This is a genomic window from Microbacterium sp. Root180 (assembly GCF_001428485.1).
Taxonomy (GTDB): Bacteria; Actinomycetota; Actinomycetes; order Actinomycetales; family Microbacteriaceae; genus Microbacterium.
Genome location: NZ_LMHS01000003.1, coordinates 319,744 through 340,919, shown reverse-complemented (window position 1 = coordinate 340,919; position 21,176 = coordinate 319,744). Strand labels below are relative to the sequence as shown.

The following is a 21,176-nucleotide window of genomic DNA, read 5'->3' as shown; positions in this document are numbered from 1 at the left end:
GCGACCATCCTAGGCGCGCCGCGCGCCCATCGAGCCGAATCGCACGCCGTGGGCGCGGCATCCGGCTCCCGCATCACGGGGACGATAGCGTCGACCCGATGCGCGAGAGACTCTGCTCCAAGGTGGGATGCGCCCGCGAGGCCGTGACGACGCTGACGTACGACTACGGCGATCAGATGGCCGCGCTGGGGCCGCTCGGCGGCGGAACCGACCCGCACGCTCACGACCTGTGCGCCATCCACACCGACCGCCTGTCGGTGCCCAAGGGCTGGGTCGTCGTGCGGCACGAGACGCTGCGCGTCTAGACCCCGGCACGCCGCACCCGGCGGGTGCGAGAATGGGCGGATGCCGACCGAATCGCCCGCTGCCGCCGTCCGCTCGCTCGAGTTCGAGGTGGCCGACCTCTCGCTCGCCGAAGCCGGTCGTCACCAGCTGCGCCTCGCTGAGAACGAGATGCCCGGACTCATCGCCCTGCGTGAGGAGTTCGGCCCGCTGCAGCCCCTGCGCGGCGCGCGCATCGCCGGGTCGCTCCACATGACCGTGCAGACGGCCGTGCTCATCGAGACGCTCGTCGCGCTGGGCGCACAGGTGCGCTGGGCCAGCTGCAACATCTTCTCGACGCAGGACGAGGCCGCGGCAGCCGTGGTCGTCGGTCCCGCCGGCACCGTCGACGCCCCCGCCGGCGTGCCCGTCTTCGCGTGGAAGGGTGAGACTCTCGAGGAGTACTGGCGCCTCGCCGACCGCATCTTCGACTGGTCGGCCGAGGGGGCCGACGGTCCCAACCTCATCCTCGACGACGGCGGCGACGCCACGCTGCTGGTCCACAGGGGCGTCGAGTTCGAGAGCGCGGGGGCGGTTCCGGATGCCGCGGCCTCCGACTCCGCCGAGTATCGCATCGTCCTCGAGACGCTGCGCGCGAGCCTCGCGCGCGACCCGCAGCGCTTCACCCGCCTGGCGTCGGGATTGATCGGCGTGACCGAGGAGACGACGACCGGCGTCCACCGCCTCTACGAGCTCGCGGCATCCGGTCGCCTGCTCTTCCCGGCCATCAACGTCAACGACTCGGTGACCAAGTCGAAGTTCGACAACACGTACGGCATCCGCCACTCGCTGCCCGACGGGCTCAACCGTGCCACGGATGTGCTGATCGGCGGCAAGGTCGCGTTCGTCGCCGGCTACGGCGACGTGGGCAAGGGCTCGGCCGAGGCGCTGCGCGGCCAGGGCGCACGGGTGATCGTCGGCGAGGTGGACCCGATCTGCGCCCTTCAGGCCGCGATGGACGGGTTCCAGGTCGCGCGCCTGGAGTCGGTCATCGACCAGGTCGACATCGTCGTCACCGGCACCGGCAACACGCGCGTGGTGACCCCCGAGCACCTCCTCGGCCTCAAGCATCTCGCCATCGTCGCCAACGTCGGCCACTTCGACGACGAGATCGACATGGCCGGTCTTGCCGCGATCCCTGGCGCCGAGCGCATCGAGATCAAGCCCCAGGTGCACGAGTGGCGACTGCCCACCGGTCGCAGCGTGCTGGTCCTGAGCGAGGGACGCCTGATGAACCTCGGCAACGCGACGGGGCATCCGTCGTTCGTGATGAGCGCCTCCTTCACCAACCAGGTGCTCGCGCAGCTCGAGCTCTACACCCGGCGCGAGGACTACCCGATCGGCGTGTACACACTGCCCAAGACCCTCGACGAGAAGGTCGCGCGACTGCACCTCGCGGCCCTCGGGGTCGAGCTGACGACGCTCACGCCCGAGCAGGCGGCCTACATCGGCGTCCCGGTGGACGGACCGTACAAGCTCGACCACTACCGGTACTGAGCCGGCCTGCCGTCCGTTTGTGCGGGCGAATGCATCGACACGTCCGCCGTGTCGCACGCATTTGCCCGCACAAACGGCCCTCGCCAGGAGGACTTCAGCGCTCCGGGAAGCCTCGCGGGGTGGACGGCGCCGCGGCGATGAGCCGGTCCACGCGCGTGGCCTCGAGCTGGAGCGCACGCAGTTCCCGCTGACGACGAACGGCCACGACGCCGATGATGAGCGTCTCGGGGTCGACGGCGGGCACCGGCGAGACGTATTCGGCCGCTTCGCGGGCGAGGGATGCCCCGACCCGTGCACGCGCGCCGGGCTCCATCCTGCGCGCCGAGGACGCGAACTGCGCCAGGCGACGTGAGAGGCGCTCGGGCAGGCGTGCGACATCGGCCACCGCGGCCCATTCCACGAGCTGCGCCGGGACGCCGAAGTCGGCGGCGGGCAGCCGCGGAGTGCGGGTCCGCTCGGAGTACGTGCCCGCCAGGAGATCGCCGAGCCGCTGCGACCGGGGGGTGAACGCGCCGACCAAGGCGGCGACGGCCCCGACCGTGAACCACAGCTCGAAGACGCCCACGAGCGCCCGGATCAACGCGTGCCGGAACCCCGTCGCACCGCCGTCCGTTCGCACGATCCGCCCGCCCACGGCGAGCTTGCCGAGACTGCGGCCGCGGCTCAGGGTCTCGACCACCGTCGGGATCAGCACGAGGACGAGCACGAGCATGGTGACGGTCGCGATCGTCAGAGTCGATTCGTCGAGCGCCCCGATGCTCAGCAGCCACGTCGTCAGCAGGACGAAGAGAACGATCAGGATGACGCCGATCAGCATGTCGATGAGCACGCCGAGCGCCCGCAGGAAGTAGCCGACCGGCTGCACATCGAGTGCGACCGCCTCGCCGGTCAGCACCTCGTCCTGGTGGATGTCGATGATCGAGGCGCGGCCGTCCGGCATGGGTACAGTGAAGCACATGGACCTCGACGCTCTGACCGCCGCGCGGCGGGACGAATGGGCGCGGCTGGACGAGCTCAGCCGCACGCGGCGGCTCGCCGGAGCCGAGGTCGACGAGCTGGTGGATCGCTATCGCGCGGCTTCGGCGGACCTCGCCGATGCCAAGACGTCCACCGGACGCAGCGTGCAGGGCGACCACATCTCGACGATGCTCGCACGGGCACGGCTCCGCCTGACCGGCGCACCCGAGAACGTGATGCGGAAGGTGCCGCGCTTCTTCGCCCTTCAGCTCCCCGCCGCCCTCTACCGGATCCGCTGGCTCACGCTGGCGATCGCGGTCGGATTCGTCCTGGTGGGCACCGTCGTGGCGCTGTGGGTGTCGGGCGACGACGCGCTGGTCGCCGCGCTCGGAAGCCGCTGGCAGCTCGAGCAGTACGCCGAGAGCGACTTCACCGACTACTACAGCGAGAACCACCCCGCGGCTTTCGCGGGCACGGTCTGGACCAACAACGCGTGGATCGCGGTCCAGTGCGTGCTGTTCGGCATCACGGGGTTCTGGCCGATCATGGTGATGGTCCAGAACGCGGTGGGGGTCGGGACGGCCGCGGCGATCATGATCGAGTTCGGTCGCGCCGATGTCTTCCTCCTGTACATCGCGCCGCACGGGCTGCTCGAGCTCACCTGCCTCTTCGTCGCCGCTGCGGCCGGCCTCACGATCTTCTGGGCATGGGTCGCGCCGGGGCGTCGCTCGCGCGGCGAGGCGCTCGCCGCCGCGGGCAGGTCACTCGCGACCGTCGCGATCGGTCTCGTGTTCGCGCTGGCGGTCGCCGGCATCATCGAGGGATTCGTGACGGCGCAGCCCTGGCCGTGGCCGCTCAAGATCGGCATCGGTGCGGCCGCGCTGGCGCTGTTCCTCGTCTACATGATCGTGGTCGGAGGGCGTGCGTTCCGTCGTGGTGAGACCGGTGACCTCACCGAGTACGAGACGGGCACGCCGACGCTCACCGCGGGGTGACGCAGCCTCACTCGGGCGCGGCGCTGTCCTCTGCGGTGCCGAACAGGGCGCGGAAGGCGTAGCCGGCGATCAGCGCACCCACGACGGGGAACACGAGGAAGACCCAGAGCTGCCCGATCGCCAAGGGGCCGCCGTAGATCGCCGTGGCGATCGACCGGGCCGGGTTCACCGAGGTGTTGTCGATCGGGATGGTGGCGAGATGGATGAGCGTCAGCGTGAGCCCGATGACAAGGCCCGCGAACGCCGGGTTGCCCCGCGTGGGGTGGGTCACTCCGAGGATCACCAGCACGAAGAGCGCCGTGAACAGCACCTCGACGACGATGGCGCCGCCGATGCCGAAGCCGGCCGGAGACCGGGAGTCCCACCCGTTGCTGGCGAATCCGCTGTCCTGTGCGGTCGAGAGCCACCCGTTCGGGCCGAAGAGCCCGATCAGCACGATCACCGTCGTCGCGATGGCGCCGCCGATGATCTGGGCGACGATGTACCCGATCGTGCGGTTCCACGGAAAGCGACCCGCGGCGGCCAGCCCGATGGTCACGGCGGGGTTGAAGTGCCCGCCCGAGATCGGGCCGAACGCGTACACGCCGGCGACGACGGTCAGACCGACCGCGAGGGCCACGCCCAGGAACCCGACCCCCCGGTTGGCCTGGTCGGTCCCTTCGCCGTATCCGGCGGCGAACAGTGCCGTGCCGATCACGCCGAGGACGAGGACGAAGGTGCCGATCGCCTCGGCGACGAGCGCTGAGCTCGCGGGCCGGGCGGTGGTCGACTCGCTCATGGCGGCTCCTCCTCGGGCGCAGACGGGGGACGCCCGCACCGAATCTAGTGGATCGCCCTGCCTGTCGCATGTCGCGGCGCGTGGCCATGAAGCGTTCACGTGAGGGACGGCGTGCGCTCCCTGGGAAATCGCTGAACGTCCGCTAGTGTCGGGGCCGTAACTCGTGGCGGGGCAGTTCGCGCCGCCCGTTCTGAATGGAGGAACTCCCATGACGGGCACGGTTCGCAGTGCAGTCGCCGAGCTGGTCGGCACATTCGTCTTCGTCTTCGCCATCATCGCGGCGGTCAACAGCGGCAGCGATCTCACGCCGCTGGCGATCGGCTTCGCGCTCATGATCATGGTGTTCGCCACGGGCCACATCTCGGGCGCGCATCTCAACCCCGCCGTGTCGGTGGGCGTCTGGCTCCGCGGAGCCATCGACGCCGTCGGTCTCGTGGTCTACATCGTCGCGCAGCTGGTCGGCGCAGCCCTCGCGGCTGCGGTGAGCTTCGCCCTCTTCCCTGCGGCGGAGGCGCCGATGGAGGTCGAGGTCGGTCCCGCGCTGCTCGTCGAGGCCCTCTGGACCTTCGTGCTCGTCTATGTCGTGCTGAATGTGGCGACGTCGAAGGACCACCCGAACAACTCCTTCTACGGCCTGGCCATCGGCACCACGGTGTTCGTCGGCGCAGTCGGCCTCGGCGGGATCTCGGGCGGCGGCTTCAACCCCGCCGTCGCACTGGGACTGTCCATCACCGGCACGTTCGCGTGGAGCTCGTACTGGATCTACTTCCTCGCCCCGATCGTCGGCGGCGCCATCGCGGCGGTCGTGTTCCGCGTGCTCAACACCCACGACAAGCTGCCCGCGACCGACAAGTAACCTCGCACGCAGAACGGCCCGGGTGGATGACACCCGGGCCGTTCCGCGTCTGCCGGAGGCGCGTGTCAGAGCCGCCCGGCCGCCTTGAGCGCGAGATACCGGTCGGCGATACGGGGCGGAAGCATCTCCGGCGAGTCGGAGATCGCCTCGGCCCCGGCTCGTGCCATCGCTGCCGCGACCGCGGCGGCATCGCGCTGTGTCTTCCGCTCCGCTGCTTCGCGGTAGACGGATGCCGCGTCCGGCCGGTCCTCACGGGGTTCCGGGTCGTCGGTGACCGCGCCCACGAGCACCTGGGTGCGACCCGTCAGCGCCGGCAGCGAGCCGAGGAATCCCCGCGCCGCGCCGGCGGAGTCCTGCGCGGTCAGGAGCACGACCAGCGACGGTCGCGAGGTGAGTCGCCGCACCTCTGCGAAGGCGGCATCCCAGTCGGTGTCGATGAGCTGTGGTTCGACGGGCGCCATGGCGTCGACCAGCGCGGGAAGCAGACCCGGTCCATCCACGCGGGTCACCCGGGCACGTACCCGTCGGTCGAACATCAGCAGGTGGGTGTGGTCTCCGGCGCGCGATGCCAGCGCCGCGAGCAGCAGTGCGGCCTCCATCGCGGCATCCATGCGGACGCCGTCGCCGACCCGAGCCGCCGAGGTGCGCCCGGTGTCGATGACGATGATCACGTGCCGATCCCGCTCGGGGCGCCACGTGCGCAGCATCGTCGTGGTCGATCGCGCGGTCGCGCGCCAGTCGATGGAGCGCACGTCATCGCCGCGGACGTACTCGCGCAGGCTGTCGAACTCCGTCCCCTGCCCGCGCACCTGGATGCTCGTGTTCCCGTCGAGCTCGCGCAGCCGGGCCAGGCGCGAGGGCAGGTGGCGCCGGGAGGTGAACGGCGGAAGCACGCGGATCGCGCCGAGGGAATCGAGCCGGGTCTGCCGGCCGGCCAGGCGCAGCGGTCCGTCGGACCGCACGACGACGAACCGCGAGGTCAGTTCGCCGCGGCGCCGGGGGAGGAGGGGAATGACGGTCGCGCGGCTCTCCCCGGCCGGGAGGACGAGGGGGATGCGACCGTCCGGTGCCCCCGCCGTCGGCTGCCATGCGTCGCGGAAGCGCCCGTGCACGGTGCGCTCGCCCTCGTTGCGCAGCCGCACCTCGGCGCCGGCCGGCTCGCCCAGCAGGACCCGCCGTGCGGCGGGTCGCTCGACGCGGATGCGTCGCGGATCCGCCGCGAGCGCGGCATCCGCCAGCGCCGCGATGAGGCACAGGACCACCCAGCCGGCCGCCGCGACCCAGGCGTCCACGCCGGCCAGCGAGAGCAGCACGACGGGCACCGCGCCGAGGGCGACGAGGAGGGGGAGGCGGCCGGTGACGTACATGGGTCAGATCGGGACGCGGGTCTGCTGCACGACGGAGCCGAGCACCGCGTCGACGGACACGCCCTCGAGCTCGGCGTCGGCGCGCAGGCGGATGCGGTGCCGCCACGTCGGAAGCAGCATCGTCTGGACGTGGTCGGGGGTGATCGCCGGGTATGCGCCGAGCCACGCCCACGCCTTCGCGGCGGCGAGCAGGGCAGTGGTGGCGCGAGGGCTCACCCCCAGCTGCACCGACGGGCTGCGTCGGGTGGCCTGCGCGAGGTCGACGACATACCCGAGCACATCGTCGGAGACGGTGACGGATGCCGCGGCCCGCTGCGCCGCGTGGATCTCGTCGGCGCTCGCCGCACGCCGCACACCCGCGCCCGCGAGATCGCGCGGGTCGAAACCGCCGGCGTGGCGGCGCAGGACGGCGAGCTCGGCATCGCGAGCGGGGATCTCGACGATGAGCTTGAGGAGGAAGCGGTCGAGCTGCGCTTCGGGCAGCGTGTACGTGCCCTCGTGCTCGATGGGGTTCTGCGTCGCGGCGACGAGGAACGGATCGGGGAGCGGGCGGGTGACGCCGTCGGTGGAGACCTGTCGCTCCTCCATCGCCTCGAGAAGCGCCGCCTGGGTCTTGGGAGGCGTTCGGTTGATCTCGTCGGCGAGGACGATGTTCGTGAACACCGGCCCCTCGCGGAACTCGAACTCGCCGGTCTTGGCGTCATAGATCAGCGACCCCGACACATCGCCGGGCATGAGGTCCGGCGTGAACTGGATGCGCTTCGTGTCGAGCCCGAGCGCGGCACTGAAGGCGCGCACGAGCAGCGTCTTCGCCACGCCGGGCACGCCTTCGAGAAGGACGTGTCCACGGGCGAGCAGTGCGATGAGCAGCCCGGTGACGGTGCCGTCCTGGCCGACGACGGCCTTGCCGACTTCGAGGCGGACGCGGTTCATCGCCTCCCGCAGCGCGGCGTCGTCGTGGGCTGCCGGGGTGGGCGGGGGAGTGTCGCTCATCGGGGATTCCTCTCGGGGCGGACTCGGGCGTGGACGGCGTCTTCGAGCTGTCGCAGACGCTGGCTGAGGTCGACGAGGTCGGCGTCGGTCGCCGGCACCTCGTCCAGGAGTGTGCGGCGCGCCGCACCGCGGTCGAGCCCGGCGCGCGCGGCGGCGGCGTCGGTGATCTCCTGCGCGGAGGCGCCGGCCCCGAGGCCGAGCAGGCGGGCGAGGCGCTCGAGGGTCCCGATGCGCAGCTGATCGGCCGCATGCAGGGCGTCGCGCGACTGCGCATACAGGCGCGCGCGTCCTTCCGTCGTCTCGGCGGCGCGCACCGTCACCGGAAGGCGCTCGGCGACGAGCGGGCCGAAGCGGCGGCCGCGCCAGATCCCGGCGGCGACACCGGCGACGAGCAGCAGCACGATCACCGGGCTCACCCAGGGCGGGGTGAGCTCTCCCAGCGTGAAGTCGGTGTCGGCGAGGTCGGTGTCGCCGAGGCCGGGCTGATACCAGACGACGAGCGGATGCCGCCCCATGAGGTTCATGCCGAGGGCGGCGTTGCCGTTCTCGGCGAGATGCTCGTTGGTGAAGAGCACCGTCCCGTCGACCGCCGTCGAGCGTCGGTCGCCGTCGAGCGCGGTGAGGAGCGCGTGGGCGCCGTCCACGGGGTAGCAGGCCGTGACATCCCCGGGCGCCGTGAAGAGCGCGCCCGGCGCGATGCCGCCGGCCCGCTCGGCGTCGCCGAGATCGCAGGCCGGGGACACGACGGCGGACGGCGCGGAACCCGCCATCGCCGCATTCGGGAAGAGGAGGTCGAGGGTGCGAGAGCGCGGCTCGATCAGCACGACGTCCGAGGCGAGGTCGACGAGTTCGCGAAGCCTCTCGTCCGTCAGCGACGGAGTGTCGGGGAGGACGAGGGTGTCGGCATCGCCGGCGAGAAGGGCGGCCACCTCCTGGTGGTCGCGCGCGATCCGCACCTCCACGCCGTGGTCATCGAGGATCCGAGCGAGGGCGCGGGTTCCCGAGGGGCCTGCGGACTCCGGGTCGAGGGCATCGCGCTCCATCCACTGCGAGCTCGCTGCCAGAGCGGCCCCGACCGCGCCGACGACCAGGACCGCCACACCGATCGCCACCCAGGTCCCGACGTGCCGTCGCCGCACGGGCGGCGCTTCCACGTCCGGAGCGACGGTCGCGCTCATGCGAGCACCTCGACGGATGCGATCGGCCGTGCCGCCACGACCGCGGCGTCGACCTCGGCGACGAGTCGATAGAGGTCGGCGGTGCCGGGGCGCCGGAGGTAGCGCACGTCGTCGAATGCCGCAGCGGCATCCTCGAGGCGATCCGCGAGCGGTGGGAACACGCGACCCGCCGCCCGTGCGAACGCGTGCACTGTGGCGCCGGGCGGGGTGTCGACGACGCCGCGCTCCACGCATCCTCGCGCGAGGGCCCGGAAGTGCAGCACGATGGCCTCGTCCCAGTCGCCGTCGCGCGCAGCGGATGCCGCTGCCGTGCGCAGCTCGGCCGCAGACCGGCCTTCCTCCTCCCCGAACAGGGTGGCTGTGGAGGCTCGCGCGCGTCGGGACGATCGCGGCACGCCCCACACGATGAAGGCGACCACGATCACCGCGATCACGACGACCGCCGCGATCACAGCGACGAGGGAGCCCCACCCGCCCGACAGCTCGGTCGAGAAGAGGTTGCCGATGAACTCCGCGATCGCCTGGGCGACGCGGTCGAGCAGGGTGGGTTCGGCGATGTCGTAGACCGGGTCGGACAGCTCGGTCTCGGCCCACCGGCGCGCCTCGTCGCCGTCGGGCTGGAGGGGCGGCACGTCATCGATCGCGCGGGAGACGAGGGTGATCCCCGTGCTCGCCGCGGCGGTGAGCAGTCCCGTCAGGCCCACGGAGACTCTCGGTCGACGCCATCGGCGGATGACCCGGGCGCGGTCCACGTCGTCGGCGCGCCCGGCCCGGGCGGGGTCTCGCGTACGGGCGGAGCGGCGCCGTCGGCCTGCGCGGGCGCGGCGTACGCGGGCGCCTGCCCGGTGGGCGCCTGCGGGGACGCCTGCTGCCCGTACGGCGGCTGCCCGGACGGAGCCTGGCCGTAGGGAGCCTGCGGGTAGGGCGCCTGCGGGTAGGGAGCCTGCGGGTAGGGCGCCTGGCCGTGGGGAGCCGGGGGATACGGGTGGGCAGCGTACCCGGGAGCCGCGGCCGGCTGCACGTACGGGGGATAGGCGCCGGGTGCGCCGTACGCGGGCTGGTAACCGTAGACGGGGCGCACCGCGGGGCGGCCGATGTTCTCGCGGTAGGGGTCGGCGAGGACGGTGGCTCCGGCATCCCTTCGCTCGACGTAGGCCAGCAGATCGAGGTCGAGGCCCTCGTGGCGCATGCGGCAGTCGATGTAGATGATCGCCGTCGCGGTGGACTGCACCACGATGGCGACGGACTGGATGAGCAGTGTCACGGCCTGCGCGAGCAGGGTCGTGACGACGAGGCCGACGATCGCGGTCGCGTTGGGTTCGCCCGTCGGGGCGATGATCGTGCCGAGACCGGAGCCGAGCAGGCTGAACGGGAGGCTCACCGCCTGCGCCACGAAGCCGAACACCAGCGAGATGAGGACGATCACGCCCAGCGTGGGCCAGAAGCGCCGCCGCGTGAGGGTCCAGGATCGCGCGAGCGCCCGCCCGATCGTCGCACCCTCGAGGATGATGGCGGCGGGCACGAGCAGCAGCTTGACCGATAGCCACAGCGTCAGCGGGATCGCGGCGAGGAAGACGAGCAGCATCAGCGCGATGGCGGCGGGACCGATCGCCGCAGCGATCGCGATCGTGGTGACGGCGACGACGGCGAGCGCGGCGACGATCACGAGCATGAGGAGCAGCGAATACCCGATGAGGCGCCAGACGACCGGCTTCACCTGCCGCCACAGCGCCCCGAGGGTGAGCTTCTCGGCCACGGCGGCGTGCGCGACCTCGGTGACGACGATGCCCTGGACGATGACGCCGAGCGCCCCCGCGGCCAGGCCGAGCACGACGCCCGCGATGATCGTGATCGCCGTCGACCCGGCGGCGACCGCGTCGTACTCGTCAGTTCCGAACTGCAGGGTCGCCAGCCGCGAGAACGACGCGAACGCGATCGCGCCCACTGCGGCGATGACGACGAGGTACGCGAGGGTCTGCACGATGAGCGCGAAGCCGAGCAGCACGCGCGGGTTGCTGCGCAGGGCCGAGAAGGAGCGTCCGAGGATCGTGCCGAACGGCAGCGGATGCAACGGGATGATCCCCGGTCGGGATGCCGGAGTCCAGGCCGGATAGGCGGTCACGCTCGTCTCCCTCGGGGTCGTGCACCTGCGTCTTCGCGCACCGTGTCGGGCGTGCCCCTATCGTGTCATATCGGGTGGGCGCGGCATCCGCTCTCCACACCGTTCGGCGCTGTCACGGGCGGTCTTCGGCCTGTGCTCAGGTGGCGTCGACTACTCTGTGGGGAGCGCAAGGGGAAGGCGCCGTCCGCGCCCTGCCCGTGTGACGAAGAGAAGGACGAATCCGCGCGATGACATCACGCATCCTGGTGGTCGACGACGACACCGCCCTCGCCGAGATGATCGGCATCGTGCTGCGCACTGAGGGATTCGACACCGTGTTCTGCTCCGACGGGGCGCAGGCGGTCGAGGCGTGGCGCACGGAGCGTCCCGACCTGATCCTGCTCGACCTGATGCTCCCCGGAATGGACGGCATCGAGATCTGCACGCGCGTGCGCGCCGAGTCCGGCGTCCCGATCATCATGCTCACCGCCCGCACCGACACCGCCGACGTCGTGAAGGGCCTCGAGTCCGGCGCGGACGACTACATCGTCAAGCCGTTCAACCCGAAGGAGCTCGTGGCGCGCATCAAGACGCGCCTGCGGCCGGCGAGCCAGCCGACCAACGACACCCTGCGCATCGGCGACCTCACCGTGGACGTGGCAGCGCACGAGGTGCGTCGCGGCGACGGCGCGATCCCTCTCACGCCCCTCGAATTCGAACTGCTGGTCGCCCTCGCCTCCAAGCCCCAGCAGGTGTTCTCCCGCGAGATGCTGCTCGAGCAGGTCTGGGGCTACCACTACAAGGCCGACACGCGCCTGGTCAACGTGCACGTCCAGCGCCTGCGCGCCAAGGTCGAGCAGGACCCGGACAACCCGAAGATCGTGACCACGGTGCGCGGCGTCGGCTATCGCGCCGGCGCGGTCGTGTGAGGCCCGCATGGCAGCCCCGATCACGGGGGTGACGGCGACCCGGACGCCGCTGACCGGGTGGCGGCACTGGCGCGCCTGGCCCGGGAACATCGCGGCGCTCTGGCGGCGCTCACTGCGCTTCCGGACGATCCTCGTGACACTCGGGCTCACCGCCCTGGCCGTCATCGTCGCGTGCGTGTGGATGGCCCTCGCCATCCAGAACGACCTCTTCGTCTCGCGCAAGGACCAGGTGCTGCTCAACGCGCAGCGCACGACCGCCGCGGCGCAGCAGACCCTCGACAGCGTCGCAGGGCAAGACGGCGTGCAGCTTCAGAACGCGATGCAGCTCGTGCGCGCGACGCTCAACCAGCAGTCGACCAGCGACGCGTACGCCGCGTTCCGCATCGGCCCGCCCTCGCCGAACGCGCCGCAGGACTTCACCTCGGATTTCGCCTTCGAAGCGCTGCTCACGGACGGCATGCGCGAGAGCGTGCGCGCCAATGACGACCGTCAGGTGTGGCAGTCCGTCGCCCTCGCGACGGAGGACGGCGCGACCGCTCCCGGGATCGTCGTCGGGCAGCAGCTGAACGTCCCGGGCGTCGGCGCCTACGAGCTGTACCTCGCGTACGACCTGGCCAACGCGCCGCAGACCCTCGGCTTCGTCCAGGGCACGCTGTGGATCGTCGGCATCGGGCTGGTGCTGCTCATCAGCGGTATCGCGTGGTTCGTGCTGCGATCGGTGACGACCCCGATCGGGGAGGCGGCCGACAGCAGCGCGCGACTCGCGTCGGGAGAGCTCGGCGTGCGGCTCCCCGTGCGCGGCGAGGACGAACTGGCCACTCTCGGCCGTTCGTTCAACGCCATGGCCGACAGCATCGAATCGCAGATCAAGGAGCTCGCCGACCTCTCGCTGGTGCAGCAGCGCTTCGTGTCGGATGTCTCGCACGAGCTGCGCACCCCTCTCACCACGATCCGCCTCGCGGCCGACATGATCAACGACCAGCGGGACGCGTTCGACCCCGCGACCGCGCGCGCCGCCGAGCTGCTGAACAACCAGGTGCAGCGGTTCGAGACGCTGCTGACCGATCTGCTGGAGATCAGCCGCTACGACGCGGGATCCGTGCAGCTGGAGCTCGAGCCGACCAGTCTCGCCCACCTGGCCGAAGACGTGATCTCCTCGATGGAGCAGCTCGCCGAGCAGCACAGCACCGACGTGCGGCTCGTCGCCCCCGGGGGATATTCCCCCGTCGACATGGATCCGCGACGGGTGCGTCGGGTGGTGCGCAATCTGCTGGGCAACGCGATCGAGCACGGTGAGGGCCGACCGATCGTCGTCACGGTGGACAGCGACCAGCAGGCGGTCGCCATCGGCGTCCGCGACTTCGGGCTCGGCATGAAGCCGGAAGACGTCGAGCGGGTCTTCGATCGCTTCTGGCGCGCCGACCCGTCGCGCACGCGCACGATCGGGGGGACCGGGCTGGGCCTGTCGATCGCCCTGGGCGATGCGCGGCTGCACGGTGGCGCGCTCGGCGTCTGGTCCGAACTCGGCCGCGGTACGAACTTCGTGCTCACCCTTCCCCGCAAGGGAGGACGCCTCACCGGGCGGTCCCCGATCCCTCTCGACCCGGGTGAGGATTCGATCACGGCCGACGACCTCGGCCTGACGCAACCCATCCAGATCCCTCGCGCGGAGGCGGCTCAGAAGACGGATGCCGCGACCACGGGGGGTGCGTCATGACGGCGCGCCGCGGCATCCTGGCGCTTCTGGTCGCCGTGCTCGCGATCGGCCTCACGGCCTGCGCGGGTCTGCCGACCAGCGGGAGGGTGAACTACGGGCTGAGCGCTTCGGATGCTCCGGACTCCGAGGACATCTCCTTCCTGCTGCCCGACAGCCCGCAGCCGGGTGCGACGGCGGAGCAGATCGTCGAGGGGTTCATCCGCGCAGGTTCCGGCCCCGGCGCCAATGCCCGCTGGGATCGCGCCCGCGAATTCCTCACCCCCGAGTTCGCCGACGTGTGGAATCCGTCGGCCGGCGTGATCGTCGACGTGTTCGAGGATCGGGCCCCCGTCGAGGCCGAAGAGGGCGCCGTCTCGATGTCGATCACCACAGTTGCCACGGTCGATGACACGGGCGCGTACGAGCGCGCCGAGGTCGGTGCGCGCGTGCTGCCGTTCGAGCTCCAGCAGGTCGGGGGCGAGTGGCGCATCTCGTTCGCCGCCGACGGAGTGGTGCTCGATCGCGACGAGTTCCCCCGGGTCTTCCACAACTACTCCGTCATGTACTTCGACCCGACGTGGCAGTACCTCGTGCCCGACGCGCGGTGGTTCCCGACGACCGCCGCTCCGCGCCTCGTCGCGGATGCGCTCAACGCACCGCCGAGCGCATGGCTCGGCGACGCGGTCGAGAGCGCCTTCCCCGAAGGCGTCACGGTCGTCGCGGCCGTGCCGCGCCCCGGGAACGCGTACGAAGTCGACCTGTCGGAGTCGGTCCTCGGGGCCGATCCCGAGACGATCGACCGCATGTACACGCAGCTCCGGGCGAGTCTCGCGACAGCGGGCGTGGCGGATGTCGAACTCACCGTCCAGTCGACCCCCATCGACGCCGAGGCGGTCGCCGTACGGTCGACCCGCATCCCCGGTGCGCCGCTCGTGCTGACCGAGAACGGGTTCGGCTTCCTCGCCGGCGGGGAGGAGCTCGAGCCGATCCCCGGTCTCTCCGAGATCGTCCCGGAGTTCGCGCCGGTCGCGATCCAGGTCGACCCCCAGCGCGAGGCCGCCGCGATCCGGCAGGCCGATGGGACGGTGTCCATCGTGCGCGCCGACGAGACCTGGGACAACCTCGATCCTCGGGCCGGTCTCATCGACCCATCGATCGATGCGTTCGACATCGTCTGGACGGTGCCCCGGGACCAGCCGGGTGGGCTTCAGGCCTACCTGCCCGACCTCTCACCGGTCATCGTCGCCGACGCCTGGCCGGGAGCCACCGCCGTGCACGCGATGTCGGTCTCGCGCGACGGCACGCGGATCGCGGCCGTCGTGACCGCCGGCGGGCGCACCGCGCTGTGGGTCGCGGGAATCGTCCGCGGTGCCGACCAGGTTCCCGAGCGCCTCGGGGACCCCGTGCAGCTCGCGGCGGTCGACGGCGCGAGTCGCGGCATCGCGTGGCTCGACGACCTCTCCGTCGGCGTGCTGTCCGGGGACGCCGAGGGGACCGAGGTGCTGGAGCAGGTCGTCGGAGGCCTGGCCTCCACCAGCAGTGCGCCGGCAGCGATGACGTCGATCGCGGGAGGCACGTCGCTCTCGAGCGTGCGACTGCTCGCCGACGACGGCATGCTGTCGGTGAAGCGCGGCACGAGCTGGCAGCCCACGGCGACGGGCGTGCTGGTGCTGGCCACCCAGCAGGGCGTGCCGGAGTAGCGCTCCTCCCCAGATCGCGATGGGGCCATCGGGATCCCCTGCTCGCTCGCGCGGGCGCCGGGCGCACTCAGCCCTGGTGGGAACCTGCCTGCATGCTTCTCGACGACTCCGCCGCCGTCGTGCGCTCAGCGCTCGCCGACGCGCTCGCACTCGTGCTCCCCGTGGTGTGTGCAGGATGCGGCATCCCCGATTCCTCCCTGTGCGACGCGTGCATCGCGGCGCTCGAGCCGCAGCCCGTCCGGCGCGTGCTCGATGCACCGGGCGGGGAGGTCGTGCTCTGGAGCGGCCTCTCGTTCGAGGGCATCGCGGCGCGGGTCGTCCGCGCGATCAAGGAGGACGGACGCACGCCGCTGGCGCGCAGGCTCGCTCCGGGGATGCGGGAGGCATTCGCCCGGCTCGACGCGGGCGATGCCGTCGTGGTGCCGATGCCGACCTCGCGCGCGTCGTATCGTCGTCGTGGCGTCCGTGTGCCCGACCTGCTCGCGCAGCGCGCGCGACTCCCCGTCGCGCGTCTGCTGAGACACGCACGCCGCACGGGCGACCAGCGCGGTCTCGACCGCAATGCGCGTCGGGACAATGTCGCCCACAGCCTGATGGCGACATCCGCTGCGGGTCGTCGCGTCGTCGTGCTCGACGACGTGGCGACCACCGGGGCGAGCCTGGAGGAGGCCGTCCGCGCCCTCCGCGCGGCCGGCGCCGTGGTCCTGGGCGCGGTCACCGCGGCCGCCACGCCGCGTCATATGAACGGCCGGAGGCCACCCGGCGTCGCATTCGAAACTCACAGGTGACATGTGACGGGGTCGGGGCTAGCGTGGGGACCACAAGGCGACTCATGGTCCGCCCTTGGCCGGGCGGACCGGAACAAGGAGGTCAGGGATGGAAACCAGCATCGTCGGCGTGGGAGTGGGGATCACAGATCGATTCCGCTCGGTCGTCGAAGACAAGGCCGCCCGCATCGAACACCTCGCTCCACGAGCGCAGCGCGTGGATGTCAAGATCACGCACCGCGCGTATCACAACGGCCGTGTGGAAGACGACACGGTCGAACTGACCCTCACCGGAAAGGGCCCGATCGTTCGGGCCGAGGCCACTGACGGTGACAAGTTCACCGCGCTCGATCTCGCGGTCGACAAGCTGTGCGAGCAGCTCCGCCGCGCGAAGGACAAGCGCGTGGACGCCCGCAACCACCCTCGCGGAGCCAAGCTCGACAAGGGCAGCGGTGCGATCCAGGGGATCGACGTGCAGCCTGCGTCGGTCGACGTGCTCCGCGCCGTTGCGACCGGCGAGATCCCGATCGTCACGGGCAACGAGGAGGAGGAGGGCTACACCCCCGTCGTCATCCGCACGAAGGAGTTCGATCCCGAGTGGATGTCGGTCGAAGAGGCCGTGGACCGCATGGAACTGGTCGGCCACGATTTCTTCCTGTTCGTGAACGTGCAGAACGATCACCCGAGCGTCGTGTACCGCCGCAAGGGATGGGACTACGGCGTCATCTCGCTCACGACCCTGGCAGCCCCCGAGGCCGTCGCGTCGTAGGCGACTGAGACGAGCGGATGCCCCGGCCCGAGGGTCGGGGCATCCCTATGTCCGGATGGCTCAGTCGATGAAGCCGTCGAGGATGCTTCCGATGACGAGGCCGCCGAGGATGCCTCCCATGAGGTCGCCGCCGCCTCCGCGGCGGCCGCCTCCCCAGCCCTGCTGCGATCCGCCCCACTGGTCGGGGCCGCCCTGGGGGCGTGAGGCGTCGATATCGCGCTGCGCGAGCTGCAGCGCCTCGCCCGCGAGGAAGCCGACCCGGCGGGCCATCGCCATCGCCTGTTCGCGGTGGTCCTCGTCGATCATGGTCGCGGCGCTCGCCGACGTGCCGAGATAGCGGTCGAGGTCGGTCCGGATGCGCTCGGCCTCGGCCAGACGCGTGCGGGCGTCCGCGCCGATCCAGCCGCGATGCCCGGCGATGACGTCCTTCGCGACGGCGAGCTGACGATCGGCGTCGTCGATCGCGTGGCGCACATGCTCGAGCGGGGGGATCGGCCGTGCGGCGCGCTCGCGGGCCTTCGCGATGGCCTCGTCGAGCGCCGCGTTGGCGGTGCGCAGCCGCGAGAGCAGCGTGAACGGGTCGGTGTTGACGCCGGCGGCCGGCAGCGAGGCGAGGGCCGTCTGCAGGTCGCCGATCGCCGTGCTGACGGCCGGCGTGTGGGGCTCCTTGAGTGCGACGGCGATGTCTTCGCGCGAGTCCTCGACGATCGCCGACAGCGTCGATTCTGCGCGCAGCGCCTCGACCTCGAACGTCTCGACCGCGTCGATCAGCGTTGCGGCGCGGCGCGCGGCCTCGGTGCAGGCCTCGAGAGCGAGGTTGGCCTGCTCGCGCTGGCCGGCTTCGCGGCGGCGCTCGGCGATGCCGGCGCTGTGCTCGGCGAAGCCGAGGAGCTGCTCGGCCTCGGCGGGGTTGGCCGCGACCTGCGCGAGCGCCTCGGTCGAGTACCGGTTCGCCAGGCGCTGCACGGTCTCGCGGGCCTGCGGGATGCGTGCGCGCAGGCGCACGGCGTCCTCGCGCACCTTCGCGACGATCTCCGGAGCTCTGCGCGCGCGCTCGATCGGTGCGGCGAGCGCCTCCGTCCGATCGTCGAGCAGGTCCTCGGCCCATTCGCACAGCTGCGCGATGCGCGCGTTGCGGGTGCGCAGCTCTTCGGGGGTGTCCGGGATCTCGTCGTGGTTCAGCTGGTGAAGGTGGAACGCCTCGGCGAGGTGCGTGCGCACGGACTCGAGAGCGTCGCGCAGGTCCTTCGTCGGCTCGGCGCCGAGTTCGGCCTCGGCGAACGCCAGCTCGTCGGTCGTGACGCGAATCCGCTCATCCGCTGCGACGAGCGCTGTGCGCGCCCGCCGTGCGAGATCGGCGTCCTGCGCTTCGAGCTCTTCCTGTTCGCGTTTGCGCTTGCCCCAGAATCCGGCCATGCATCGATCCTATGGGCGCCGCCCGGGAGGCGGCTGACGGTCGGAGGCGCTGTGGACTCGCGAACTGCCGCCCGGCACGCGGAGCGTTTCGGGGCGGCGTTTGACCGCACCGCGCCGAGGCTCACGGCGAGTCCCGTGCGCTTCACGCCCCGAACGCGGACAACCGGGCTGCGATCAGCGGTCGCGCGGCGAGTGGCGCGGCTTCCTGTCGGGGCGATCGTCCCGGTCGTCGCGGCGACGGCTCGGACCGCCGGAGTCGAGCCGCAGCTCGATGAGCCGGCCCGAGATGCGCGTGTCGGAGAGCTTGTCGAGCGTGCCACGGGAGAGGTCCGCGGGCAGTTCCACCAGCGAGAAGTCCGGCCGGATCTGGATCGCGCCGAAGTCGTCGCGGCGCAGGCCGCCCTCGTTCGCGAGTGCTCCGACGATCTGGCGCGGCTCGACCCGATGGCGCTTGCCGACCGCGATGCGATAGGTGGCCATGCCCTCGCGCGGCGCACGCTCGCGTCGCTGGGGCCGCTCGCCGCGATCGTCGCGGTCGAATCGACCTCCGCGGTCGTCGCGCTCTCGCGGCTCATAGCGCGGCCGCTCGGGCTCGGGTTCGAGCAGCAGGGGCGACTCGCCCTGCGCGACCACGGCCAGCGCAGCCGCCACGTCCACCTCGGGCACGTCGTGGTTGCGCACGTAATGGGCGACGATGTCGCGGAAGCGGTCGATGCGCTCGTTCTCGGCCAGCGCAGCCGTGATCCGGTCGTCGAAGCGCGACAGGCGCGTCTCGTTCACCTCGTCGACGCTCGGGAGCTTCATCTCGGTGAGCTCCTGCCGCGTCGCGCGCTCGATCGCGCGCACCAGGCCGCGCTCGCGGGGCGTGACGAAGCTGATCGCGTCGCCCGAGCGGCCGGCGCGGCCGGTGCGGCCGATGCGGTGCACGTAGGACTCGGTGTCGGTAGGGATGTCGAAGTTCACCACGTGCGAGATGCGCTCGACGTCGAGGCCGCGGGCCGCGACGTCCGTGGCCACCAGGATGTCGAGCTTGCCCGACTTGAGCTGATTGACGGTGCGCTCGCGCTGCACCTGGGCCACGTCGCCGTTGATGGCGGCGGCAGAGTAGCCGCGGGCGCGGAGCTTCTCGGCGATCTCCTCGGTCACGCTCTTGGTGCGGCCGAAGACGATGAGGCCATCGAAGTTCTCGACCTCGAGGATGCGCGTGAGCGCATCCATCTTCTGCTGGAACGACACGATGAGGTAGCGCTGCGTCGTGTTCGAGGACGTCGTCGTCTTCGACTTGACGGTGATCTCCTCCGGGTCGTGCAGGTACTGCTGCGACATCCGGCGGATCGTGGCGGGCATGGTCGCCGAGAAGAGCGCGACCTGCTTGGTGTCGGGGGTGTCGGCGAGGATCGTCTCGACGTCTTCGGCGAAGCCCATCTTCAGCATCTCGTCGGCCTCGTCGAGCACGAGGTACTTCAGCTCCGACAGATCGAGGGTGCCCTTGTCGAGGTGGTCCATGATGCGGCCGGGCGTGCCGACGATGATGTGCACGCCGCGGCGCAGCGCCGACAGCTGCACGCCGTAGCCCTGGCCGCCGTAGACGGGGAGGACGTGCACGCCCTTCAGGTGCGCGGCGTACTTCTCGAACGCCTCGCACACCTGGAGCGCCAGCTCGCGGGTCGGGGCCAGCACGAGAGCCTGCGGATTCTTCTGCGACAGGTCCAGACGATCGATGATCGGCAGGGCGAACGCGGCCGTCTTGCCCGTGCCGGTCTGTGCGAGGCCCACGACGTCGCGTCCGGCCAGCAGCGTGGGGATGGTCGCGGCCTGAATGGCCGACGGCGTCTCGTACCCGACGTCGCGCAGTGCCTTGAGCACGGCATCGCCCAGTCCGAGGTCGGAGAACGTCATCTCGGCGGGCTCGACGGGAGCCTCGTCCGCGATCGGGGTGTCGGTTTCGGTCACGCTTCAGGTTAGTGCGTGCCGCCTGGGAGGCGACAGGATGCCGTGGCCCGCGGCATCCGATGGCCCTCAGGCGGGACGCACTGCCTGGGTGACGAGCTCGGTGATGTCGATGGGCTCGGTCGGGGGCAGGTGGATGGCGGCGGGATCGATGGCAGGCACTGCGGGGCTCATGGTTCGTCCTCTCCGACGGTTCATCTCTTATGTGTCCGGCTGGGCCGGTTTCGTCTCGGACCGGGCCGGGCGTCCTCGCCGCGGCCGCTCCGTCGACAGCTCGAGCGCCATCGCGTGGTCGGGATGCTGCGCCAGGCGCTGCTCGGTGTGATCGAGCCAGCGGACTTCTGCCTCGGCCGCGAAGATCATGGAGTCGACGACCAGCGACCAGGCGAGCTCCTCACGACCGTCCGGACTCGCGCCCGCGTACTTCGCCCTGTTGAGCGACTGCAGCTGGGCCAGGGACGCGCGGCGCTGCGTCTGGATGATCTCGCCGACATCGACTCCCGGAAGGGTCGCGGCGACGGAGAGCTTGATCGCCAGCTCGTCGCGCGTGCCCTGCGAACGCTGGACGGGGGAGGCGAGCCACCCGCGCACGTCGGCGGCTCCGGCATCCGTGATCTCCCAGTAGACGTGACCCTGCTCGTCGACGTCTCCCTTCGCGACCATTCCGTCGCGCTCGAGGCGATCGAGGGTGTTGTAGATCTGCCCCACGTTGAGCGGCCACGTCGAGCCGGTGCGACGGTCGAACTCCGCACGGAGCTGGTAGCCGTAGCACGGCCCCTGATCGAGGATCGCCAGCAGGCTCTGCCGAACGGACATGGGCTTCTCCCGTCGTCCCCGGTGCATACCGGGTATGTAGATTCCGAGTATATGCATACCGGGAAACATCGCAACGATCGCTCGCCCACA

Annotated in this window: 19 protein-coding genes; 9 read left to right on the top strand and 10 right to left on the bottom strand. The window is 71.2% G+C overall.

The window, feature by feature from the left end; translation table 11 throughout:
• The first annotated feature begins 98 nt into the window (after positions 1–98).
• The gene (locus tag ASD93_RS09060) at positions 99–305 is read left to right on the top strand and encodes a DUF3499 family protein (RefSeq protein ID WP_056121530.1); all 207 of its coding nucleotides are present in this window, start codon (positions 99–101) and stop codon (positions 303–305) included.
• 40 nt (positions 306–345) lie between these two features.
• Entirely contained in the window at positions 346–1,818 is a 1,473-nt protein-coding gene (ahcY, locus tag ASD93_RS09055; RefSeq protein ID WP_056121528.1) for an adenosylhomocysteinase, read from the top strand.
• A gap of 94 nt (positions 1,819–1,912) precedes the next feature.
• Here ahcY and ASD93_RS09050 read toward each other — a convergent pair whose 3' ends face one another.
• Positions 1,913–2,758 carry an RDD family protein gene (locus tag ASD93_RS09050; RefSeq protein ID WP_056121525.1) on the bottom strand — a complete coding sequence of 282 codons (846 nt, stop codon included), beginning with the start codon at positions 2,756–2,758 and terminating at the stop codon, positions 1,913–1,915.
• A 16-nt stretch (positions 2,759–2,774) separates the two neighbouring features.
• Here ASD93_RS09050 and ASD93_RS09045 point away from each other — a divergent pair, with 16 nt between their 5' ends.
• Entirely contained in the window at positions 2,775–3,770 is a 996-nt protein-coding gene (locus ASD93_RS09045; RefSeq protein WP_056124267.1) for a stage II sporulation protein M, read from the top strand.
• Between the two features lie 7 nt (positions 3,771–3,777).
• Here ASD93_RS09045 and ASD93_RS09040 read toward each other — a convergent pair whose 3' ends face one another.
• Positions 3,778–4,548: an aquaporin gene (locus ASD93_RS09040; protein ID WP_056121523.1), complete on the bottom strand. Its 771-nt coding sequence runs from the start codon at positions 4,546–4,548 to the stop codon at positions 3,778–3,780.
• A 208-nt stretch (positions 4,549–4,756) separates the two neighbouring features.
• On the opposite strand from ASD93_RS09040, the gene ASD93_RS09035 reads away from it, so the two are divergent.
• Complete coding sequence (locus ASD93_RS09035; RefSeq protein ID WP_056121521.1) at positions 4,757–5,404, top strand: MIP/aquaporin family protein; 648 nt, start codon at positions 4,757–4,759, stop codon at positions 5,402–5,404.
• Positions 5,405–5,469: 65 nt separating this feature from the next.
• On the opposite strand, the gene ASD93_RS09030 is transcribed toward ASD93_RS09035, so the two are convergent.
• From ASD93_RS09030 to ASD93_RS09010, 5 genes are read right to left on the bottom strand one after another with little or no spacing between them, the layout of a single operon-like run.
• The gene (locus tag ASD93_RS09030; RefSeq protein WP_056121519.1) at positions 5,470–6,771 is read right to left on the bottom strand and encodes a DUF58 domain-containing protein; all 1,302 of its coding nucleotides are present in this window, start codon (positions 6,769–6,771) and stop codon (positions 5,470–5,472) included.
• Between the two features lie 3 nt (positions 6,772–6,774).
• Positions 6,775–7,764: an AAA family ATPase gene (locus tag ASD93_RS09025; protein ID WP_056121517.1), complete on the bottom strand. Its 990-nt coding sequence runs from the start codon at positions 7,762–7,764 to the stop codon at positions 6,775–6,777.
• Positions 7,761–8,942: a DUF4350 domain-containing protein gene (locus tag ASD93_RS09020; RefSeq protein WP_082569260.1), complete on the bottom strand. Its 1,182-nt coding sequence runs from the start codon at positions 8,940–8,942 to the stop codon at positions 7,761–7,763. The genes ASD93_RS09025 and ASD93_RS09020 overlap by 4 nt, the downstream gene beginning before the upstream one ends.
• Positions 8,939–9,646 carry a DUF4129 domain-containing protein gene (locus ASD93_RS09015; RefSeq protein WP_056121516.1) on the bottom strand — a complete coding sequence of 236 codons (708 nt, stop codon included), beginning with the start codon at positions 9,644–9,646 and terminating at the stop codon, positions 8,939–8,941. The genes ASD93_RS09020 and ASD93_RS09015 overlap by 4 nt, the downstream gene beginning before the upstream one ends.
• Positions 9,637–11,064 (bottom strand): glycerophosphoryl diester phosphodiesterase membrane domain-containing protein, encoded by a 1,428-nt coding sequence (locus tag ASD93_RS09010; protein WP_056121514.1) that lies wholly within the window; start codon positions 11,062–11,064, stop codon positions 9,637–9,639. The genes ASD93_RS09015 and ASD93_RS09010 overlap by 10 nt, the downstream gene beginning before the upstream one ends.
• A gap of 227 nt (positions 11,065–11,291) precedes the next feature.
• Between ASD93_RS09010 and mtrA the strand changes: the two genes are divergently transcribed.
• From mtrA to hpf, 5 genes are all read left to right on the top strand, one after another.
• Entirely contained in the window at positions 11,292–11,972 is a 681-nt protein-coding gene (gene mtrA, locus ASD93_RS09005) for an MtrAB system response regulator MtrA (protein ID WP_056121512.1), read from the top strand.
• Between the two features lie 7 nt (positions 11,973–11,979).
• Entirely contained in the window at positions 11,980–13,689 is a 1,710-nt protein-coding gene (mtrB, locus tag ASD93_RS09000; RefSeq protein ID WP_056121509.1) for an MtrAB system histidine kinase MtrB, read from the top strand.
• Positions 13,686–15,368, top strand: coding sequence for an LpqB family beta-propeller domain-containing protein (locus tag ASD93_RS08995; protein ID WP_056121508.1), 1,683 nt, complete (start codon positions 13,686–13,688; stop codon positions 15,366–15,368). The genes mtrB and ASD93_RS08995 overlap by 4 nt, the downstream gene beginning before the upstream one ends.
• A gap of 92 nt (positions 15,369–15,460) precedes the next feature.
• Positions 15,461–16,156, top strand: coding sequence for a ComF family protein (locus ASD93_RS08990; RefSeq protein ID WP_056121506.1), 696 nt, complete (start codon positions 15,461–15,463; stop codon positions 16,154–16,156).
• 88 nt (positions 16,157–16,244) lie between these two features.
• A complete protein-coding gene (gene hpf, locus ASD93_RS08985) occupies positions 16,245–16,904 on the top strand; it encodes a ribosome hibernation-promoting factor, HPF/YfiA family (protein ID WP_056121505.1) in 660 nt (219 codons plus the stop codon).
• A gap of 60 nt (positions 16,905–16,964) precedes the next feature.
• Here the strand turns inward: hpf and ASD93_RS08980 are convergent, their stop codons facing one another.
• The 3 genes from ASD93_RS08980 to ASD93_RS08970 all read right to left on the bottom strand — a co-directional run bounded on the left by ASD93_RS08980 (position 16,965) and on the right by ASD93_RS08970 (position 21,086).
• Positions 16,965–18,320 (bottom strand): hypothetical protein, encoded by a 1,356-nt coding sequence (locus ASD93_RS08980; RefSeq protein WP_056121503.1) that lies wholly within the window; start codon positions 18,318–18,320, stop codon positions 16,965–16,967.
• 174 nt (positions 18,321–18,494) lie between these two features.
• Complete coding sequence (locus tag ASD93_RS08975) at positions 18,495–20,219, bottom strand: DEAD/DEAH box helicase (protein ID WP_082569379.1); 1,725 nt, start codon at positions 20,217–20,219, stop codon at positions 18,495–18,497.
• 252 nt (positions 20,220–20,471) lie between these two features.
• Positions 20,472–21,086, bottom strand: a complete 615-nt coding sequence (locus tag ASD93_RS08970; RefSeq protein ID WP_056121499.1) for a PadR family transcriptional regulator — start codon at positions 21,084–21,086, stop codon at positions 20,472–20,474.
• Positions 21,087–21,176: the final 90 nt, after the last annotated feature.

What these genes read in the sequence shown, in the direction of transcription:
- ASD93_RS09035 (WP_056121521.1), top strand. Translation starts at nt 4,757, where the DNA reads ATGACGGGCACGGTTCGCAGTGCAGTCGCCGAGCTGGTCGGCACATTC.
- ASD93_RS09060 (WP_056121530.1), top strand. Translation starts at nt 99, where the DNA reads ATGCGCGAGAGACTCTGCTCCAAGGTGGGATGCGCCCGCGAGGCCGTG.
- mtrA (WP_056121512.1), top strand. Translation starts at nt 11,292, where the DNA reads ATGACATCACGCATCCTGGTGGTCGACGACGACACCGCCCTCGCCGAG.
- ASD93_RS09025 (WP_056121517.1), bottom strand. Translation starts at nt 7,764, where the DNA reads ATGAGCGACACTCCCCCGCCCACCCCGGCAGCCCACGACGACGCCGCG.
- ASD93_RS08995 (WP_056121508.1), top strand. Translation starts at nt 13,686, where the DNA reads ATGACGGCGCGCCGCGGCATCCTGGCGCTTCTGGTCGCCGTGCTCGCG.
- ASD93_RS08975 (WP_082569379.1), bottom strand. Translation starts at nt 20,219, where the DNA reads ATGACGTTCTCCGACCTCGGACTGGGCGATGCCGTGCTCAAGGCACTG.
- ASD93_RS09020 (WP_082569260.1), bottom strand. Translation starts at nt 8,942, where the DNA reads ATGAGCGCGACCGTCGCTCCGGACGTGGAAGCGCCGCCCGTGCGGCGA.
- hpf (WP_056121505.1), top strand. Translation starts at nt 16,245, where the DNA reads ATGGAAACCAGCATCGTCGGCGTGGGAGTGGGGATCACAGATCGATTC.
- ASD93_RS09040 (WP_056121523.1), bottom strand. Translation starts at nt 4,548, where the DNA reads ATGAGCGAGTCGACCACCGCCCGGCCCGCGAGCTCAGCGCTCGTCGCC.
- ASD93_RS09045 (WP_056124267.1), top strand. Translation starts at nt 2,775, where the DNA reads ATGGACCTCGACGCTCTGACCGCCGCGCGGCGGGACGAATGGGCGCGG.
- mtrB (WP_056121509.1), top strand. Translation starts at nt 11,980, where the DNA reads ATGGCAGCCCCGATCACGGGGGTGACGGCGACCCGGACGCCGCTGACC.
- ASD93_RS08980 (WP_056121503.1), bottom strand. Translation starts at nt 18,320, where the DNA reads ATGGCCGGATTCTGGGGCAAGCGCAAACGCGAACAGGAAGAGCTCGAA.
- ASD93_RS09030 (WP_056121519.1), bottom strand. Translation starts at nt 6,771, where the DNA reads ATGTACGTCACCGGCCGCCTCCCCCTCCTCGTCGCCCTCGGCGCGGTG.
- ASD93_RS08990 (WP_056121506.1), top strand. Translation starts at nt 15,461, where the DNA reads ATGCTTCTCGACGACTCCGCCGCCGTCGTGCGCTCAGCGCTCGCCGAC.
- ahcY (WP_056121528.1), top strand. Translation starts at nt 346, where the DNA reads ATGCCGACCGAATCGCCCGCTGCCGCCGTCCGCTCGCTCGAGTTCGAG.
- ASD93_RS08970 (WP_056121499.1), bottom strand. Translation starts at nt 21,086, where the DNA reads ATGTCCGTTCGGCAGAGCCTGCTGGCGATCCTCGATCAGGGGCCGTGC.
- ASD93_RS09050 (WP_056121525.1), bottom strand. Translation starts at nt 2,758, where the DNA reads ATGCCGGACGGCCGCGCCTCGATCATCGACATCCACCAGGACGAGGTG.